Origin of the sequence: Pseudomonas sp. VA159-2 (assembly GCF_024126635.1) — a bacterium.
GTDB lineage: Bacteria > Pseudomonadota > Gammaproteobacteria > Pseudomonadales > Pseudomonadaceae > Aquipseudomonas > Aquipseudomonas muyukensis.
In genome coordinates, this window is sequence record NZ_JAMYBV010000025.1 from 50,081 (window position 1) to 67,224 (window position 17,144).

A 17,144-nucleotide genomic window follows, 5' to 3' on the forward strand; every position below is an offset into this window, starting at 1 on the left:
CAGTCCTCAGGAACGGAACAAACGGGTGTATTGGGTTTCGTGGCGTGACGAGGCAATCGCCAGCAGTGGCAAGCCACCACCGAGCTGGTCGTCCTGCAGCAGCAAGGCCTGGTCGAGCACGGCGGGCAGCTCCGCGCCCAGGTCGCGCAACAACGTCTGGGCGGCTTGCTGGCCGAACGGCACCAGCTTGACCCCGGCCATCACCGCCCCTTCCAGCCAGGCGTAGCCATGGCCCAGGGCAAGCTGGCGCAGCGGAATCGACCAATGCGCGCCCAGCCAGGCCATGCCACCGAGCTGGCTGAGCTCCAGGCTGGACCGCCAGGCCGGCTCCTGGGCCAACTGCCAGCCGTCGAGCAGCCGTGCCAGGGCGCTGCCGCGCTGGCGCTCTTCCAGGCGCAGCTCGGCGGTCTCGCGGTTGGCCAGCAGAAAATGCGACCAGTGGGCGAACGCTTGCGCATCCTGGGCCTGGCAGGCGTGGTAAAGGCGGGCCAGTACCGGCCAATCGAGACAGCCCAGGGTGTCGCGCACTTGCTCGTGTTGCCAGGCGGCAAAACCCGCGGCGCCCTTCACCCAACCGGCCTCGACAGCCCATTCCAGGCCTTGCGAGTAGGTAAAGCCACCCACCGGCAGCCCTGGGCTGGCCAGTTGCAGCAGGCGCAGCAGCGCCAGGTCGCTGGGCATCAACCGGCCAGTACCAGCGCGGCACCGGCGAGCAGGCCGCCACCAAAGGCTTTTTGCAGGCCCGTGTGGCGCCGCAGCAGGCAACCGACGCCGAAACCCGCCGCCAGCAACAGGCCACTTACCGTGACAAAGCCGGCACTGAACAACCAGAACGCGCTGGGCGTGGCCTCCACGCCATGGGCCCAGCCGTGGAACAGGGCGAATACCGGCATGATCAGCGACAACAGCAACTGGCGGCTCGGCAACAGCATCGCGGCACCCGCCACCAGCAACGAACCGACGATCATCTGTTCCATGCCGATCACATCGCCAAACAGATGGCCACCCACCGCACCGCCGAACATCGCCGCCAGGGTCGCCAACGGCAGGACCAGGCTGCGCCTGGTCAGGGCGGCGAGCACACCGGTACCCAGCAGCATCAGCAAGTGATCCAGACCAGTCAGCGGATGCAGCAAGCCATCCTGCAATGGATTGGCGTCATGCCCGGGATGGGCGAATGCTGGCAAGGCCACCATCAGCAATACAAGGGCGAAAGTCTTTTTCATCACAAGCTCCAAGGGTCAGGAATGAGCGTTAAGGCGTACGAACGGGTGGTCATGGCCATGCGCGGTACTCTGGTAGGCGCCGGCCTCGGGCTCGAACGGGGCGTGCTCGGCATCAACCTGCAGGCCCAGGCCACGCAGCATGGCGTCAAGTACATGGTCGCGCTGGTAGCGCAGCAAGCCTGGCTCGATCTGCAGCGGCACATGGCGATTGCCCAGGTGGTAGGCGGCACGGGCCAGCAGGTGCGGGTCGGCGCAACGCACGGTGGACACCGCCTCAGGGGCGGCCAGCACGCGAATGACCTGGGCGCCCTGGACGTCGGCCAACAGTTCGCCGCCACGCAGCAGGTGGCCGCGTTCAAGCATCAGCCCGGCCTCGCGGCCATCGTCGAGGGTGACGCGCAGGCGGCTCTTGATCCGGCTGTCGACATCGAGGGTGACGGTACCGGTGACCGTGGCGGCATCGCCGAGTCGTTGGGTCAGGACGATCATGTTCACTCCTTCAGAACAGGAAATAGCGCTGGGCCAGGGGCAGTTCATGGGCCGGTTCGCATACCAGCAACTCACCGTCGGCACGCACCTGGTAGGTCTGCGCATCGACTTCGATCAACGGCTGCAGGGTGTTGTGGAGCATGTCGGCCTTGCGCACCCGGCGGCAGCCCTGGGCCACGCCGATCAGGCTGCGCAGGCCAAGCTCTTCGGCCAAGCCACGCGCCATCGCGGCCTGGGGCAAAAAGGTCATGCGCGTGGCATGCCGCGCCGCGCCCAAGGCGCCGAACATCGAGCGGTAATGCACCGGCTGCGGCGTGGGAATCGAGCCATTGATATCGCCCATCGGCGCCATGGCGATCATTCCACCCTTGAGTACCAGTGCTGGCTTGACCGCGAAGAACGCTGGCGCCCAAAGCACCAGGTCAGCCAATTTGCCGACCTCCAGCGAACCGACCTCGTGGCCGATGCCGTGGGTCAGCGCCGGGTTGATCGTGTATTTGGCGATGTAGCGCTTGACCCGGAAGTTGTCGCAATAGCCGTTGTCCGGGGCCAGCGGGCCGCGGCGCAGCTTCATCTGGTGCGCCACCTGCCAGGTGCGCAGCACCACCTCGCCGACCCGGCCCATGGCCTGGGAGTCGGACGACGTCATGGCGAAGGCGCCGATATCGTGGAGGATGTCCTCGGCGGCAATGGTCTCGCGGCGGATGCGCGACTCAGCAAAGGCCACGTCCTCGGCGATGCTCGGGTCCAGGTGGTGGCAGACCATGAGCATGTCCAGGTGCTCGTCGACGGTGTTGACCGTGTACGGCAGGGTCGGGTTGGTCGAGGACGGCAGCACGTTGGCCTGGCCGGCCGCGCGGATGATGTCCGGGGCGTGGCCGCCGCCAGCGCCCTCGGTATGGAAGGTGTGGATGGTGCGTTCGCCGATGGCGGCCAGGGTGTCCTCGATGCAGCCCGACTCGTTGAGGGTGTCGGTATGGATCGCCACCTGGATGTCCATGTCCTCGGCCACGCCCAGGCAGCAGTCGATGGCCGCCGGGGTCGAGCCCCAGTCCTCGTGCAGCTTCAGGCCCACGGCACCGGCGGCGATCTGCTCGCGCAGGGCCTCGGGCCGCGAGGCATTGCCCTTGCCCAGCAGGCCGATGTTGATCGGCAGGCTGTCGGCGGCCTGGAGCATGCGCGCCAGGTACCAGGGGCCAGGGGTGCAGGTAGTGGCATTGGTGCCGGTGGCCGGCCCGGTGCCACCGCCGATGAAGGTGGTGACGCCGCTGGCCAGCGCTTCCTCGACCTGCTGCGGGCAGATGAAATGGATATGCGAGTCGATGCCACCGGCAGTGACGATCTTGCCTTCGGCGGCGATGACCTCGGTGCCTGGCCCCACCGGGATCGTCACGCCTGGCTGTACATCGGGATTACCGGCCTTGCCGATGGCGGCGATGCGCCCGTGCTTGATGCCGATGTCAGCCTTGACGATGCCCCAGTGGTCGATGATCAGGGCGTTGGTCAGCACCAGGTCCATGGCCTCGGCGGCCAGCATCTGGCCCTGGCCCATGCCGTCGCGAATCACCTTGCCGCCGCCGAACTTGACCTCCTCGCCATAGACCGTGAAGTCCTGCTCCACCGCCACCCACAGCGCGGTGTCGGCCAGGCGCACGCGGTCGCCGACGGTGGGGCCGAACATGTCGGCGTAGGCCTGCCGGGAAATACGGCTCATGCCCTGCCCTCCAACGCGCCCATCACCTTGCCCTGGAAGCCATGCACCTCGCGCTTGCCGGCATAGGCCACCAACTGGACGGTACGGGCCTGGCCCGGCTCGAAACGCACCGCGGTGCCGGCCGGGATGTCCAGGCGAAAGCCGCGGGTCGGCGCACGCTCGAACACCAAGGTGTCATTGACCTCGAAGAAGTGGTAATGCGAACCGACCTGTACCGGGCGGTCGCCGTGGTTGGCCACGCTGACGCTGAGCGTCTGGCGGCCGACGTTGAGTTCGATATCGCCGGCGGCGACCTGGATCTCTCCGGGAATCATGGTCAATACCTCAGACGATGGGGTCATGCACGGTCACCAGCTTGGTGCCGTCGGGGAATGTCGCTTCGACCTGGACGTCGGGGAGCATCTCGGGCACGCCGTCCATCACCTGTCCACGCCCCAGTACTTCGCGGCCCAGGCTCATCAGCTCGGCCACCGTGCGCCCATCGCGAGCACCTTCGAGCACCGCGGCGCTGATCAACGCCACCGCTTCCGGGTAGTTGAGCTTCAGGCCGCGGGCCAACCGGCGCTCGGCCAGCAGCGCGGCGGTGAACAGCAGCAGTTTGTCTTTCTCTCTCGGGGTCAGCTCCATGGCGGCTCTCTCAGGTGGCCCAGATGCGCGGCGGGCACGGCGCCAGGCCGAGCACGGCCGGGCGCAGCAGGTGCCAGAGGCGCTGCAGGTTGTGTTGCAGGTGTTGGTTGTCGTGGTCGAGCAGGCGGATCACCAGCAGCGGGCCGAGCAAGGTGGCCCCGGCCGGCGTGGGCAAGCCATCGAGCAACTGGCGCACCTGCTCCAGCACGGCCGGGTCGGCGGGCGTGGCACAGAAGGTGGCGAGCAAGGGATGGCCCGCGAGCTTGTCCAGGTGGCCGCCCTCGATGCGCAGGCGCTCGTGCAGGCCGGGTTCGTCGGGCAGCTCGATGCACAAGCGGCTGTCCAGCGCGCCCTGGGCGAAACCTTCGTTGATCACCGGGCGGCCCAGGCACAGGGTTTCCCAGGCCAGCAGGCGGGCGCCGGGCTCGAGGATGAACTGGCTGTCGAGGCTGGCACGGGCGCCATTGAAGAAAATGCTGTCCTGCGGCAGCCACTCCAGGGTGCTGCCGGCCTGCAGGTAAAAACGTTGGGCAAGGCGCGCGGTCGGGCCGACGCTACGGTAGAACTTGCTGGCTCCCGGCATGGTCAACAACGCATGGCTGCCCGTCTCGAGATGGATATCCAGGTCCAGCCGGTCCCCGGCAACGATGCCGCCTGGTGGGTGCAGCACATACACATGGCACGGCGCGCCTTCCGGATGGAACGGGCGCTGCACCAAAAGAGGTCCGACATGGCGCCGCGCACCAAGGCGGGTCACCCCCTCGCGCAGGTTGAAGCGCAACTGCAGGTGGGCACTCCAGCCTGGGTCTGCCTGCGATGCCTCTATCCGTTGCCCCAGTGTCATCCTGCTACCCCTGAGATCCGTGGCCTGGCGGCCGTCTGGAGGGTCATGGGCCGGTCGCGCGCAGGCGCACCGGGTTGACCACTCGATCAAATTCGCTGGCTGGATATAGCAGGGAGCGGGCCAACTGCGCAGGTGAACGCAGATGAAACTTGCGAACCGCCGGTCAGTGCGCCTTGCTCCGCCTTAGAGCCCGCGCGACACTGCTGCTCCGTTCCGGTGCCCGTCAGGTCAGCCCATGCCCGCTACCGCCCTGCCCCAACCCGCCGGCCTGGGTATCGCGCTGCGCCGTTGGCGCCTGCTGCACCGGGTCAAGCAAGCGCACGCCGCCCAGCTGTTCGGCGTGGCGCAATCGACCATTTCCCGCTGGGAGAACGGCCAGCAACTGATGAGCCCGCAGGAGCAGGCACGTCTCGGGCAACTGCTCGGCGCCCGTCTGAGTGCCGCCGCCGACCAGGCGTTGGCCCGCTTGGTGGAGGGCAACCAGCGACCGGTGCACCTGGTCTGCGACCTCAGCCACCGCCTGCTGGCCTGCTCGCCCTCCCGCGCCGCCGAGTTCGCCCTGCCGCTGTCAGACCTGCTGGGGCGCTCGCTCTGGCGCTTCAGCAGCGAGGCGATCATGCAGCGCGAGGCCAGCCTGCAGGCGCTGGGCTGGCGTGAACAGCTGGCGCCACCAGCGCTGGAGTTCGACACCGGCCACAATCGCTCGCGGCTGGTACCGATCACGGCCGGGCGCTGCCGTTGGACCCGTCTGCTGCTGGCCGACGGCAGCGCCGCGCGCCTGGTCGAAACCCTGGCGTGAGCCTGCGCGCATAAATTATCCGTGGCCCACGGGCGGCCCCGCGCCTAGGCTAGCGGGCTGTATCCACCTGGGGAGTTGAAATGGATCACCTATTGCTGGCCAACCGCCTGGCCTTTCTGCGCGAGGCCGAACGCCTCAAGGACGTGCTGCGCAGCGCCCACACGGCCACCGGCCGCACCGAGAGCACCGCCGAGCACAGCTGGCGGCTGTGCCTGATGGCCCTGGTGTTCGCCGACCAGATGCCTGGCCTGGATCTGTTGAAGGTCGTGCAGCTGTGTGTCATCCACGACCTGGGCGAGGCCTTGCACGGCGACATTCCCGCCATTGCCCAACACCCCGGGCAGGACAAGGACCAGCAGGAGTTCGCCGACCTGCGGCAACTGTGTGCGGTGCTCGACGAGCCGCTGCGCACTGGCATCCTCGACCTGTGGCAGGAGTACACCGCCGCACGCAGTGCCGAGGCCCTTGCGGTGAAGGCGCTGGACAAGCTGGAAACCCTGCTGCAGCACACCCAGGGCGCCAACCCGCCGGACTTCGACTACGCCTTCAACCTCGACTACGGCCGCCGCTATACTGACGCCGCGCCGCTGTTCCAAGCCCTGCGCGAGCAGATCGACGAGCAGACGCGCAAGCGCATGACGGCGCCCCAGCCCCCCGCCAAGCAGTGAGCCTGACTATGCAATTCGCCCCCGCCATTGCGATTCTGCGCATCTTCTCGGTGGAAAAGGCCCGGGAGTTCTACCTCGACTTCCTCGGCTTCACCCTCGACTGGGAGCATCGCTTCGCCGCCGACCTGCCGCTGTACATGCAGATTCACCGCGACGGGCTGATCCTGCACCTGTCCGAACACCATGGCGATGCCACCCCCGGCTCGGCGGTGTTCGCCCGGGTCGCCGACCTCAAGGCCCTGGAGCGCGAGCTGCTGGCCAAGCAGAATGGCTACGCGCGCCCCAAGGCCGAGGTGGTGGACTGGGGCCTGGAGATGCAGGTGGCCGACCCGTTCGGCAACCGTCTGCGCTTCTGCCAGCAGATCGACGACTGATGGCTGGCAATCGCCGAGCACTGGCGCGCCTGGAGCGCGAGCTGGTCGCCTGCCTGACCGACGCCTGCACCGTCGCCCAGGCCGAGATCGTCGGCTTTGCCTGGCTCACCCATCGGCTCGACCTCGATGACTTCCCCGCCAGCCTGCGCATCACCTGGGTGTTCACCGACGACACCGACATGGCCCGCGCACTGGCCGGCGCGGACAAGGCGCGGATGATCGCGCTGACTGGCCAGGCGCTGAGCGAGGCAGGCATCGCGCTGGACCCTGTGGCCTGGTATGTGCGTTTCGACAGCGAGGAGGCCTGCTGGCGCGATCATGGCGGCGACTGGAACCGGCGCTTGCGCTGAGCCTTTCAAGCCCTGCGCGGTTGTGTAGGAGCGGCCTTGCGTCGCGATAGGGCTGCGCAGCAGCCCCGGGATTTCAGGGTTTGCGCATAAATTGCTGGGGCTGCTGCGCAGCCCTATCGCGACACGAGGCCGCTCCTACAGGGGAGTGCGCATGTGCTGACGACGCGCTTAGACGAAAACGTTGCCTTCCAACGCCTCGCTGGACTAGTCTTGCACGCACGCCACACCACGAGGTATTCGTCCAATGCGCCATTGATGCCGCCGTCAGCCTGACGGCCAGTCTTCAGACTCCGGTTCGCACCGGGGATGTCGCGGCATGAGTGGAGTTGTGCATGACGAACTCGTCGATCCTGACGCTGGACAGCGTCACCCTGGTCCTGCCCGATGGCAGGCCGCTTTTCACCGACCTCAACGAATCCTTCGACCTGCGCCACACCGGCCTGGTCGGACGCAACGGCGTTGGCAAGAGCCTGCTCGGGCAACTGCTGGCCGGCCTGCGCGAACCCAGCCAAGGTCACTGCCTGCGCCATGGTCGAGTGCATCATCTCGAGCAGCAGCTGCTCGCCAACAGCGCCACGCTCGCGGACCTGGCCCAGGTCGGTGGCACCCTGCGCGCCCTCGAACGGATCGAACGCGGCAGCATCGATCCGGCGGACTTCGACGCAGTCGGCGATCGCTGGGACATCCGCTCGCGATTGCAGGCCCAGTTGCAACGCCATGGCCTGGGTCACCTCGACCCGCACTGCCCGGCCAATCGCCTGAGCGGCGGCCAGGCCATGCGCGTCGCCCTGCTCGGCGCCTGGCTGAGCGAGGCCGACTACCTGATCCTCGACGAGCCAAGCAACCACCTGGACAGCAGCGCCAGGGCCATGCTGCTGGACATGCTCCAGGGCTGGGAAAAAGGCCTGCTGGTGATCAGCCACGACCGGGCACTGCTCGGGCACATGGCACGCATCGTCGAACTGTCGCCCCTTGGCCTGCGCGCCTATGGCGGCGATTTCGATTTCTACCGCCAGCAGAGTACCGCGCAGGCCGCACTGGCCGCGCAGCAATTGCTGCGCCTCAAGCAGCAGCGTCAACGCCAGGCCCTGGCATTGCAACGTCAGCGCGAGAACCTCGAACGTCACCAGGCCCGCGCCGGGCGCCAGGCCAGGCAGGCGAACCAGGCGCAGATTCTGCTCGACCGCCAGCAACAGCGCAGCCAGGCCACCGCCGGGCGCCAGTGCCGCGAGCAGCAAGACGCCAAGGTGGCGCTGGACGAACAGGTGCGCCAGGCAGCGCGCCAAGTCGAGCGCGAGGTGCCGATCATGCTGCACGTCCCCACGCCGCAACGGCATGCGGGGCGCGAGGTGCTCGCCCTGGAGGGTTTGCGCCTGCCACGGGGCACGACGAATGCCCTGGACCTGCGCCTGTGCCTGGGCCAGCGGCTGGGGGTGGTGGGCGACAACGGCAGCGGCAAGTCCACCCTGCTGCGGGTGGTGGCCGGTGAACTGGCGCCGCGCGCGGGCAGCCTGCGGCTGACCGGCGAAGTGGCCCTGCTCGACCAGCACGGCAGCCGCTTGGAACCGCGACAGAGTGCCGTGGAACACCTGCGCGCCGCCAACCCTCGCCTGCAGCGCGACGAACTGCATCGTCGCCTGGCGCAGCTGGGCATCGATGTGGCACGCATCGCCCTGCCCGGTGCCCTGCTCAGTGGCGGCGAACGGCTTAAGGTCGCGCTGGCTGCGGTGCTGTACCGGGAGCAGCCATTGGACCTGCTGCTGCTCGACGAGCCGAACAACCACCTCGACCTGCCGTCGCTCGAGGCGCTGGAGCAGTTGTTGCGACAGTTCAAGGGGGCGCTGCTGGTGGTCTCGCATGACCACGTTTTTCTGCACAACCTGATTCTGCAGGACTATCTGCGTTTAGGCTGAACTCAGGCTCGCCCGGCGGATTGCGTGACTGGCCGTTCCCGATCCGCGCCGGATGTATTATGGTGGCGGGGTGCGCATATAAAAGCAGCCCGCCGTGTTCGGGCGTAGAGCAATGAGGGTGTCATGAGTAACGAAAGCATTAACTGGGACAAGCTGGGTTTCGACTACATCAAGACCGACAAACGTTACCTGTCCGTATGGCGTAACGGCGAATGGGACAAGGGCACCCTGACCGAAGACAACGTGCTGCACATCAGTGAAGGCTCCACTGCCCTGCACTATGGCCAGCAGTGCTTCGAGGGGCTGAAGGCCTACCGTTGCAAGGACGGCTCGATCAACCTGTTCCGCCCTGACCAGAACGCCGCGCGCATGCAGCGCAGCTGCGCTCGCCTGCTGATGCCGCAGGTCCCCACCGAGGTGTTCATCGAAGCCTGCAAGCAGGTGGTCAAGGCCAACGAAAAGTTCGTGCCGCCCCACGGCAAAGGCGCGCTGTACCTGCGCCCATTCGTGATCGGCACCGGTGACAACATCGGTGTGCGCACCGCGCCCGAGTTCATTTTCTCGATCTTCGCCATCCCGGTGGGTTCGTACTTCAAAGGCGGCATGAAGCCGCACAACTTCCAGATTTCCAGCTTCGACCGCGCCGCGCCACAAGGCACCGGCGCGGCCAAGGTCGGTGGCAACTACGCCGCCAGCCTGCAGCCAGGCGCCGAGGCGAAAAAAGCCAACTTCGCCGACGCCATCTACCTGGACCCGCTGACCCACACCAAGATCGAGGAAGTCGGCTCGGCCAACTTCTTCGGTATCACCAAGGACAACGAATTCGTCACCCCGAAATCGGCCTCGGTGCTGCCAGGCATCACCCGTCTGTCGCTGATGGAACTGGCTGCCTCGCGTCTGGGCCTGAAAGTGGTCGAAGGCGATGTCGAGATCAACAAGCTCGACCGCTTCATCGAGGCCGGCGCCTGCGGCACCGCCGCAGTAATCACCCCGATCGGCGGTATCGAGTACAACGGCAAGCTGCACGTGTTCCACGACCTGGAGAAGGTCGGCCCGGTCACCCAGAAGCTCTACGCCGAGCTGACCGGCATCCAAAGCGGTGACGTCGAAGCGCCAGCGGGCTGGATCGTCAAGGTCGCCTGAGGCCTGCGCCTGCAGTGAACAAAGGGGGCATGCCAGCGATGGCATGCCCCCTTCGCGTATGGCGCCTACCGTTCCATTGATCCAGATGAATTTTTCTTAAATCGCCGCTTGTCTATTCTTTGGCACAATCAGGTCTCCACTCGCCGCCCAGGAACCAGCATGCCTCGCGTACTGACCATCGAAGACGACGCCGTCACTGCCCAGGAAATCGTCGCCGAACTGTCCAGCCACGGGCTGGAAGTCGACTGGGCCGACAACGGCCGCGAAGGCCTGGCCAAGGCCATCGCCGGCGGCTACGAGCTGATCACCCTCGACCGCATGCTGCCCGAGGTCGATGGCCTGACTATCGTCACCACCCTGCGCAACCTGAAGATCGCCACGCCAATCCTGATGATCAGCGCCCTGTCGGACGTCGACGAACGCGTCCGTGGCCTGCGCGCCGGTGGCGACGACTACCTGACCAAGCCATTCGCCTCCGATGAAATGGCCGCCCGGGTCGAAGTGCTGCTGCGGCGCAACAGCGTACCGATGACCCAAACTCGCCTGCAGGTGGCCGACCTGGAACTGGACCTGATCAGCCACGAGGCGCGTCGGGGCGAGCAGTCGCTGAACCTGCTGCCCACCGAATACAAGCTGCTGGAGTACCTGATGCGCCACTCCGGCCAGGTGATCACCCGGATGATGATCTTCGAGGAGGTCTGGGGCTATCACTTCGACCCCGGCACCAACCTGATCGATGTGCATATCGGCCGCCTGCGCAAGAAGATCGACTCGCCCGGCCAAAGCCCGCTGATCCGTACCGTGCGGGGCTCCGGCTATGCCATTGCCGAACCCGTCTAAAGGCTGGAGCTCCTCCACCAGCCGCCTGCTGGCGTTGTACAGTTTCCTGTTCGTGGCCTGGAGCAGCATCCTCATGGGGGTGCTGTACTTCGAGGTCACCAGTTACCTGAACAAGCTCACCCGTCACTCCATGCTGCAACGCCAGCACCTGTTCGCCCACATGAGCGGCAAGCAGCTGGACGATGCGCTGATCGCCAGCCAGGCCTTCGAAGAACGCAGCTTCGATGCCTACGGCCTGTTCGACCCCCAGCTCAACCCCATTGGCGGGCGCATCCGCAACATCCCTGCGGAGTTAGGTCTCGATGGCAAGGTCCATGAACTCAAGCGTTGCCTGGACGCCGACGACCCGCACCTGCCCCGCGACAGTTGCGACGCGGTGGCGATCAAGGTCCAGGACGGCCGCTGGCTGGTGCTGGTGCGCGACAACGGCTCGTTGTTCGTGGTAACCCGGATCATCCTGCATGCCCTGCTCTGGGGTATCTCGCTGACCCTGATTCCCGGTTTTGCCGGCTGGTACCTGTTGCGCCGCCGGCCACTCAAGCGCATCCGCGCCATCCAGGACCAAGCCGACCTGATCGTCGCCGGCGACCTCACCCACCGCCTGCCGCTGTCGGCCCGACGCGACGAGCTGGACATGCTGGCGGCCATCGTCAACGCCATGCTCGACCGCATCGAGCGGCTGATGCACGAGGTCAAGGGGGTGTGCGACAACATCGCCCACGACCTTCGCACGCCCTTGACCCGGCTGCGCGCCCAGCTGTACCGCATTCGCCAGCAGAGCCCGGCCGGCTCCGCCGAAGGCGAGGCGCTGGATCAGGCGATTGGCGAGACCGACACGCTGATGGCGCGTTTTCGCGGGCTATTGCGCATCAGCGAGCTTGAAGACCGGCAGCGACGCGCCGGCTTCGTCCAGCTCGACCCGCAGGGGCTGCTGGTGGAGTTGCACGACTTCTACTTGCCGCTGGCCGAGGACGGAGGCATCCGTTTGCACCTGAAACAGCCCGCGCAGTTACCGGCGCTGCATGGTGACCGCGAGTTGCTGTTCGAGGCATTGGCCAACCTGGTGGGTAACGCGATCAAGTTCACCCCCGAAGGCGGGCAGGTGCGCATCGAGGCGCAGGAAAACCCCCAGGGCGTGCAGATTTCGGTCGAGGACAGCGGCCCGGGGATTCCGGCGGATGAACGCGAGGCGGTGCTCAAGCGCTTCTATCGCAGCGAGGAAGGCCACCGTCATGCCGGGTTCGGGCTGGGCTTGTCGATCGTTGCAGCGATCGTCGACCTGCATGGCTATGGATTGGAGGTGGGGGCCAGCGAATTGGGTGGGGCAAGGCTGGTGCTGCACTGCACCAAGGCGGCCTGAACCGCAGATCCCGTAGGAGCCTGCTGGCGAACCAGACGACGCGGTGACTGGCACCGGCTGCGCCGGTGTTCGCCGGCAAGCCGGCTCCTACACTAATTACCGCATGCAATACCTGTAGGAGCCAGCTTGCTGGCGAACCAGGCGCCGATCAGTCAGCCAGGCGCCAGGTGGTGGCACCCTTGCTGTCTTCCAGCACCACGCCCATGGCGGTCAGCTGGTCACGAATGCGGTCGGACTCGGCCCAGTTCTTGTCGCTGCGCGCCTGCAGACGCGCCTGGATCAGCGCCTCCACTTCGGCGGCGTCGACCTTGCCCTCGGCACCGGCGCGCAGGAAGTCATCGGCCTCCAGCTGCAGCACACCCAGCACATCTCCCAGCTCGCGCAAGCGGCCCGCCAGGCCGGCGGCGGCCTCAGGATCGCTGTCGCGCAAACGGTTGATCTCGCGCACCAGGTCGAACAGCACGGCACAGGCTTCCGGGGTACCGAAGTCGTCGTTCATCGCCACGGTGAAACGCTCGACGAACGCCTCGCCGCCCTGCGCCGCTACCCGTGGCAGGCCACGCAAGGCGTGATAGAAGCGCTCCAGCGCGCCCTTGGCATCACGCAGGCTGTCCTCGGAGTAGTTGATCGCGCTGCGGTAATGGCTGGCCACCAGCAGGTAGCGCACCACCTCCGGGTGGTACTTGTCGAGCACATCGCGGATGGTGAAGAAGTTGTTCAACGACTTGGACATCTTCTCGCCATTGATGCGAATCATGCCGCAGTGCATCCAGGCGTTGGCGTACGGTTTGCCGGTAGCGGCCTCGCTCTGGGCGATCTCGTTCTCGTGGTGCGGGAACTCCAGGTCGCTGCCGCCACCGTGAATGTCGAAGCTCTCGCCCAGGCAGCAGGTGGACATCACCGAGCACTCGATGTGCCAGCCCGGACGGCCCGGGCCCCACGGCGAATCCCAGTATGGCTCGCCCGGCTTGACGCCCTTCCACAGCACGAAGTCCAGCGGGTCCTGCTTGGCCTCGTCGACCTCGATGCGGGCACCGATGCGCAGGTCTTCGATCTTCTTGCGCGACAGCTTGCCGTAGCCGGCGAACTTGCCGACCCGGTAGTACACGTCGCCATTGCCCGGGGCGTAGGCGTAGCCCTTGTCGATCAGGGTCTGGATCATCGCATGCATGCCGCCGATGTGGTCGGTGGCACGCGGCTCCTGGTCCGGCGGCAGGATGTTCAGACGCCGCTCGTCCTCGTGCATCGCATCGATCATGCGGGCGGTCAGCGCGTCGAACGACTCGCCGTTCTCATTGGCCCGGTTGATGATCTTGTCGTCGATGTCGGTGATGTTGCGCACGTAGGTGAGCTCATAGCCGCTCTTGCGCAGCCAGCGGGTGACCAGGTCGAAGGCCACCATGCTGCGGCCGTGGCCAAGGTGGCAGTAGTCGTACACGGTCATGCCGCACACGTACATGCGCACCTTGTTGCCATCGAGCGGCTTGAAGGCTTCCTTGGTCTTGCTCAGCGTGTTGTAGATCGAAAGCACGGCGTTTCCTCAGCTGCCCCAGGAGTCACGCAGGGTGACGGTGCGGTTGAACACCGGGCGACCCGGCTGGCTGTCTTTCAGGTCGACGCAGAAGTAGCCTTCGCGCTCGAACTGGAAGCGGTCCTCGGCCTGGGCCTGGGCCAACGAAGGCTCGGCGCGGCAACCGCTGAGCACCTGCAGCGAATCCGGGTTGATGTTGTCGAGGAAGCTGCCGCCGTCCTCGGTCTTCTCCGGGTTGGCGGAGCGGAACAGGCGGTCGTACAGGCGCACCTCGCACTCGACGCTGCCAGCGGCCGGCACCCAGTGGATCACGCCCTTGACCTTGCGGCCCTCGGGGTTCTTGCCCAGGGTGTCCGGGTCGTACGAGCAGCGCAGCTCGACGATGTTGCCATCGGCATCCTTGATCGCCTCGTCCGCGCGGATCACGTAGCTGCCGCGCAGGCGCACTTCACCGGCCGGTTCCAGGCGCTTATAGCCTTTTGGCGGCGCTTCCATGAAGTCGTCACGGTCGATGTACAGCTCGCGGGCGAACGGCAGCACGCGCACGCCCATGTCCTCTTTCGGGTGGCGCGGCAGCTCGAGCTGCTCGACCTGGCCCTCGGGGTAGTTGCTGATGACCACCTTCAGCGGGCGCAGCACGCACATCGCGCGTGGCGCGGTACGGTCGAGGTCGTCGCGGATGCTGAACTCGAGCATCGACATGTCGACCACGCCGTCGGAACGGTTGGTGCCGATCATTTCGCAGAAGTTGCGGATCGAGGCCGGGGTGTAGCCACGACGGCGGTAGCCCGACAGGGTCGACATGCGCGGGTCGTCCCAGGCCTCGACATGGCCTTCGTCGACCAGTTGCTTGAGCTTGCGCTTGGAGGTGATGGTGTAGTTCAGGTTCAGGCGGCTGAACTCGTACTGACGCGGGTGCGCCGGTACCGGCAGCTTGTCGAGGAACCAGTCGTACAGCGGACGGTGGCTTTCGAACTCCAGGGTGCAGATCGAATGGGTGATGCCTTCGATAGCGTCCGACTGGCCATGGGTGAAGTCGTAGTTGGGGTAGATGCACCACTTGTCACCGGTCTGGTGGTGGTGGGCATGGCGGATCCGATACAGGATCGGGTCGCGCAGGTTCATGTTCGGCGACGCCATGTCTATCTTGGCCCGCAGCACCCGCTCGCCATCCTTGAACTCGCCGGCCTTCATGCGCGCGAACAGGTCGAGGTTATCCTCGACGCTGCGCTCGCGGAACGGGCTGTTCTTGCCCGGCTCGGTCAGGCTGCCGCGGTATTCCTTGGCCTGCTCGGGGGTCAGGTCGCAGACATAGGCATTGCCCGACTTGATCAGGTCCACCGCCCAGTCGTGCAACTGCTCGAAGTAGTCCGAGGCGTAGCGCACCGGGCCTGCCCACTCGAAGCCCAGCCACTTGACGTCACGCTGGATGGAGTCGATGTACTCCTGGTCTTCCTTGGCCGGGTTGGTGTCGTCGAAACGCAGGTGGCAGGCACCGCCGAATTCCTTGGCCAGGCCGAAGTTGACGCAGATCGACTTGGCGTGACCAATGTGCAGGTAGCCGTTGGGCTCCGGCGGGAAACGGGTGACGATGCTCTGGTGCTTGCCCGCGTCCAGGTCGGCCTGGACGATCGGCCGCAGGAAGTTCACAGGGACGGCGGGGGCGCCTTTGGCAGCGGCGTTTGGCGCGTTGTCGGCAGTGGGCTTGCTCATAGTGTCCTTGAATGCAGGTAGCCGGCCGGGTAGGCCGATTGAATCAAAGCGCCTATCATAGCCGAAGCAGTCAAGCTGCTGACAGCCGAAGCACTGACAAAGTGGCGCGTTTTGTCGCCGCAACGGTCTACAATCCAGCAGAATCACCACCCAGTGGCGTGTGTCGCGGTCGCCTGATGCTGCGTCAAGTTGACCGAGCGCAGCGCGCACCCTATTTCCCGTATGCCTTGAAAGAGCGAATTTCAGCATGTCCAAAGTCAAACTGAGCACCAACCACGGCGATATCGTCCTGCAACTCAATGCCGAAAAAGCCCCGCAGACCACCGAGAACTTCGTTCAGTACGTCAAGGAAGGCCACTACGATGGCACCGTCTTCCACCGCGTGATCAAGGGTTTCATGATCCAGGGCGGCGGTTTCGACGCAAACATGAGCCAGAAGAAGACCCGCGCCAGCATCCAGAACGAAGCCGACAACGGCCTGAAGAACGACAAGTACACCATCGCCATGGCACGTACCATGGAGCCGCACTCGGCCTCGGCGCAGTTCTTCATCAACGCCTCCGACAACGGTTTCCTCAACCACAGCGGCAAGAACGTGCAGGGCTGGGGCTACGCGGTCTTCGGTGAAGTGATCGAAGGCAAGGAAGTGGTCGACGCCATCGAGAAAGTCGCCACCGGTTCCAAGGCTGGTCACCAGGACGTACCGAAAGACGACGTGATCATCGAGAAAGCCGAGATCATTGAGTGATTCTGCTGATCTCCGATCTGCACCTGCAAGAAGAACGCCCGGACATCACCCGGGCGTTTGTTGATCTGCTCGAAGGCCGTGCGCGGCATGCCAAGGCGCTGTACATTCTCGGCGACTTCTTCGAGGCGTGGATCGGCGACGATGCCATGACCCCGTTCCAACAGTCGATCTGCCAGGCCCTGCGCCAGCTGGCCGACAGCGGCACGGCGATCTACCTGATGCATGGCAACCGCGACTTTCTCATCGGCCAGGCGTTCTGCGAAGCGGCCGGCTGCACCCTGCTGGACGACCCTTGCGTGGTCGAGCTTGGCGGCCAGCCGGTGCTGCTGATGCATGGCGACACCCTGTGCACCCGCGATGTCGGCTACATGAAACTGCGTCGCTACCTGCGCAACCCGCTGAGCCTGTGGATCCTGCGGCACCTGCCGCTGTCCACGCGGCGCAAGCTGGCGCGCAAGCTGCGCAGCGAGAGCCAATCACAGACACGAATGAAGAACACCGAAATCGTCGATGTCACCCCGGAGGAAGTGCCGAAGGTGATGGCGGCGCACGGTGTGCGCACACTGGTACACGGCCATACCCACCGCCCGGCGCTGCACAAGCTGGTGGTCGATGGCCAGCCGGCGCGGCGTATCGTGCTGGGTGACTGGGATCGCCGCGGCTGGGCGCTGCAGGTGGATGAACAGGGCTTCCAGCTGGCCCCGTTCGAGTTCGCCTGAACGCCAGCCCCCTGTAGGCGCGGCCTCGTGTCGCGAAAGGGGCGCGCAGCGGCCCCAGGTTTCAGCGTTCATGCAGTAATCGCCGG

The 17,144-nt window shown here is 65.8% G+C and carries 19 protein-coding genes; 10 read left to right on the forward strand and 9 right to left on the reverse strand.

Annotated elements, in window-relative coordinates:
- Positions 1-6 precede the first annotated feature (6 nt).
- Genes NJG22_RS20210 through NJG22_RS20240 form a run of 7 tightly spaced genes read right to left on the reverse strand, consistent with a single transcriptional unit; the run spans position 7 to position 4,900 of the window.
- Positions 7-681, reverse strand: coding sequence for an urease accessory UreF family protein (locus NJG22_RS20210; RefSeq protein WP_253097122.1), 675 nt, complete (start codon positions 679-681; stop codon positions 7-9).
- Positions 681-1,226, reverse strand: a complete 546-nt coding sequence (locus NJG22_RS20215; protein ID WP_253097130.1) for a HupE/UreJ family protein — start codon at positions 1,224-1,226, stop codon at positions 681-683. Before NJG22_RS20215 ends, NJG22_RS20210 begins: the two co-directional genes overlap by 1 nt.
- Before the next feature lie 15 nt (positions 1,227-1,241).
- Complete coding sequence (ureE, locus tag NJG22_RS20220) at positions 1,242-1,715, reverse strand: urease accessory protein UreE (protein WP_253097132.1); 474 nt, start codon at positions 1,713-1,715, stop codon at positions 1,242-1,244.
- Positions 1,716-1,725: 10 nt separating this feature from the next.
- Positions 1,726-3,429: an urease subunit alpha gene (gene ureC / locus NJG22_RS20225; protein ID WP_253097134.1), complete on the reverse strand. Its 1,704-nt coding sequence runs from the start codon at positions 3,427-3,429 to the stop codon at positions 1,726-1,728.
- Entirely contained in the window at positions 3,426-3,743 is a 318-nt protein-coding gene (locus tag NJG22_RS20230) for an urease subunit beta (RefSeq protein ID WP_217853986.1), read from the reverse strand. Before NJG22_RS20230 ends, ureC begins: the two co-directional genes overlap by 4 nt.
- A 10-nt stretch (positions 3,744-3,753) precedes the next feature.
- Positions 3,754-4,056 (reverse strand): urease subunit gamma, encoded by a 303-nt coding sequence (locus NJG22_RS20235; protein WP_253097143.1) that lies wholly within the window; start codon positions 4,054-4,056, stop codon positions 3,754-3,756.
- Between the two features lie 10 nt (positions 4,057-4,066).
- Positions 4,067-4,900 (reverse strand): urease accessory protein UreD, encoded by an 834-nt coding sequence (locus tag NJG22_RS20240; RefSeq protein WP_253097159.1) that lies wholly within the window; start codon positions 4,898-4,900, stop codon positions 4,067-4,069.
- 235 nt (positions 4,901-5,135) lie between these two features.
- Between NJG22_RS20240 and NJG22_RS20245 the strand changes: the two genes are divergently transcribed.
- The 8 genes from NJG22_RS20245 (at position 5,136) to NJG22_RS20280 (ending at position 12,347) form a co-directional block, all read left to right on the forward strand.
- Entirely contained in the window at positions 5,136-5,699 is a 564-nt protein-coding gene (locus NJG22_RS20245; RefSeq protein ID WP_253097160.1) for a helix-turn-helix transcriptional regulator, read from the forward strand.
- A gap of 80 nt (positions 5,700-5,779) precedes the next feature.
- Positions 5,780-6,367 (forward strand): HD domain-containing protein, encoded by a 588-nt coding sequence (locus NJG22_RS20250; protein ID WP_253097169.1) that lies wholly within the window; start codon positions 5,780-5,782, stop codon positions 6,365-6,367.
- 8 nt (positions 6,368-6,375) lie between these two features.
- Positions 6,376-6,741, forward strand: coding sequence for a glyoxalase superfamily protein (locus NJG22_RS20255; RefSeq protein ID WP_253097171.1), 366 nt, complete (start codon positions 6,376-6,378; stop codon positions 6,739-6,741).
- Positions 6,738-7,091: a hypothetical protein gene (locus tag NJG22_RS20260; RefSeq protein ID WP_253097187.1), complete on the forward strand. Its 354-nt coding sequence runs from the start codon at positions 6,738-6,740 to the stop codon at positions 7,089-7,091. Before NJG22_RS20255 ends, NJG22_RS20260 begins: the two co-directional genes overlap by 4 nt.
- A 332-nt stretch (positions 7,092-7,423) precedes the next feature.
- Positions 7,424-9,004 carry an ATP-binding cassette domain-containing protein gene (locus NJG22_RS20265; protein ID WP_253097173.1) on the forward strand — a complete coding sequence of 527 codons (1,581 nt, stop codon included), beginning with the start codon at positions 7,424-7,426 and terminating at the stop codon, positions 9,002-9,004.
- Positions 9,005-9,127: 123 nt separating this feature from the next.
- On the forward strand, positions 9,128-10,147 hold the full coding sequence (locus tag NJG22_RS20270; protein ID WP_217847634.1) for a branched-chain amino acid aminotransferase: 1,020 nt from the start codon (positions 9,128-9,130) through the stop codon (positions 10,145-10,147).
- Between the two features lie 159 nt (positions 10,148-10,306).
- Complete coding sequence (locus tag NJG22_RS20275) at positions 10,307-10,987, forward strand: response regulator transcription factor (protein WP_217847633.1); 681 nt, start codon at positions 10,307-10,309, stop codon at positions 10,985-10,987.
- Positions 10,965-12,347: a HAMP domain-containing sensor histidine kinase gene (locus NJG22_RS20280; RefSeq protein ID WP_253097175.1), complete on the forward strand. Its 1,383-nt coding sequence runs from the start codon at positions 10,965-10,967 to the stop codon at positions 12,345-12,347. Before NJG22_RS20275 ends, NJG22_RS20280 begins: the two co-directional genes overlap by 23 nt.
- 148 nt (positions 12,348-12,495) lie before the next feature.
- On the opposite strand, the gene cysS is transcribed toward NJG22_RS20280, so the two are convergent.
- Together cysS and NJG22_RS20290 are read right to left on the reverse strand one after the other, a co-directional pair.
- Entirely contained in the window at positions 12,496-13,878 is a 1,383-nt protein-coding gene (gene cysS / locus NJG22_RS20285) for a cysteine--tRNA ligase (protein WP_253097177.1), read from the reverse strand.
- 9 nt (positions 13,879-13,887) lie between these two features.
- The gene (locus NJG22_RS20290) at positions 13,888-15,591 is read right to left on the reverse strand and encodes a glutamine--tRNA ligase/YqeY domain fusion protein (protein ID WP_253097179.1); all 1,704 of its coding nucleotides are present in this window, start codon (positions 15,589-15,591) and stop codon (positions 13,888-13,890) included.
- A 247-nt stretch (positions 15,592-15,838) separates the two neighbouring features.
- Between NJG22_RS20290 and NJG22_RS20295 the strand changes: the two genes are divergently transcribed.
- Together NJG22_RS20295 and NJG22_RS20300 are read left to right on the forward strand one after the other, a co-directional pair.
- Entirely contained in the window at positions 15,839-16,339 is a 501-nt protein-coding gene (locus tag NJG22_RS20295) for a peptidylprolyl isomerase (protein ID WP_253097181.1), read from the forward strand.
- Positions 16,336-17,058 (forward strand): UDP-2,3-diacylglucosamine diphosphatase, encoded by a 723-nt coding sequence (locus NJG22_RS20300; protein WP_253097183.1) that lies wholly within the window; start codon positions 16,336-16,338, stop codon positions 17,056-17,058. Before NJG22_RS20295 ends, NJG22_RS20300 begins: the two co-directional genes overlap by 4 nt.
- The last annotated feature ends 86 nt before the right edge of the window (positions 17,059-17,144 follow it).

Coding starts and splice junctions, on each gene's coding strand:
- NJG22_RS20210 (WP_253097122.1), bottom strand. CDS start 681: ATGCCCAGCGACCTGGCGCTGCTGCGCCTGCTGCAACTGGCCAGCCCA.
- NJG22_RS20215 (WP_253097130.1), bottom strand. CDS start 1,226: ATGAAAAAGACTTTCGCCCTTGTATTGCTGATGGTGGCCTTGCCAGCA.
- ureE (WP_253097132.1), bottom strand. CDS start 1,715: ATGATCGTCCTGACCCAACGACTCGGCGATGCCGCCACGGTCACCGGT.
- ureC (WP_253097134.1), bottom strand. CDS start 3,429: ATGAGCCGTATTTCCCGGCAGGCCTACGCCGACATGTTCGGCCCCACC.
- NJG22_RS20230 (WP_217853986.1), bottom strand. CDS start 3,743: ATGATTCCCGGAGAGATCCAGGTCGCCGCCGGCGATATCGAACTCAAC.
- NJG22_RS20235 (WP_253097143.1), bottom strand. CDS start 4,056: ATGGAGCTGACCCCGAGAGAGAAAGACAAACTGCTGCTGTTCACCGCC.
- NJG22_RS20240 (WP_253097159.1), bottom strand. CDS start 4,900: ATGACACTGGGGCAACGGATAGAGGCATCGCAGGCAGACCCAGGCTGG.
- NJG22_RS20245 (WP_253097160.1), top strand. CDS start 5,136: ATGCCCGCTACCGCCCTGCCCCAACCCGCCGGCCTGGGTATCGCGCTG.
- NJG22_RS20250 (WP_253097169.1), top strand. CDS start 5,780: ATGGATCACCTATTGCTGGCCAACCGCCTGGCCTTTCTGCGCGAGGCC.
- NJG22_RS20255 (WP_253097171.1), top strand. CDS start 6,376: ATGCAATTCGCCCCCGCCATTGCGATTCTGCGCATCTTCTCGGTGGAA.
- NJG22_RS20265 (WP_253097173.1), top strand. CDS start 7,424: ATGACGAACTCGTCGATCCTGACGCTGGACAGCGTCACCCTGGTCCTG.
- NJG22_RS20270 (WP_217847634.1), top strand. CDS start 9,128: ATGAGTAACGAAAGCATTAACTGGGACAAGCTGGGTTTCGACTACATC.
- NJG22_RS20275 (WP_217847633.1), top strand. CDS start 10,307: ATGCCTCGCGTACTGACCATCGAAGACGACGCCGTCACTGCCCAGGAA.
- NJG22_RS20280 (WP_253097175.1), top strand. CDS start 10,965: ATGCCATTGCCGAACCCGTCTAAAGGCTGGAGCTCCTCCACCAGCCGC.
- NJG22_RS20290 (WP_253097179.1), bottom strand. CDS start 15,591: ATGAGCAAGCCCACTGCCGACAACGCGCCAAACGCCGCTGCCAAAGGC.
- NJG22_RS20295 (WP_253097181.1), top strand. CDS start 15,839: ATGTCCAAAGTCAAACTGAGCACCAACCACGGCGATATCGTCCTGCAA.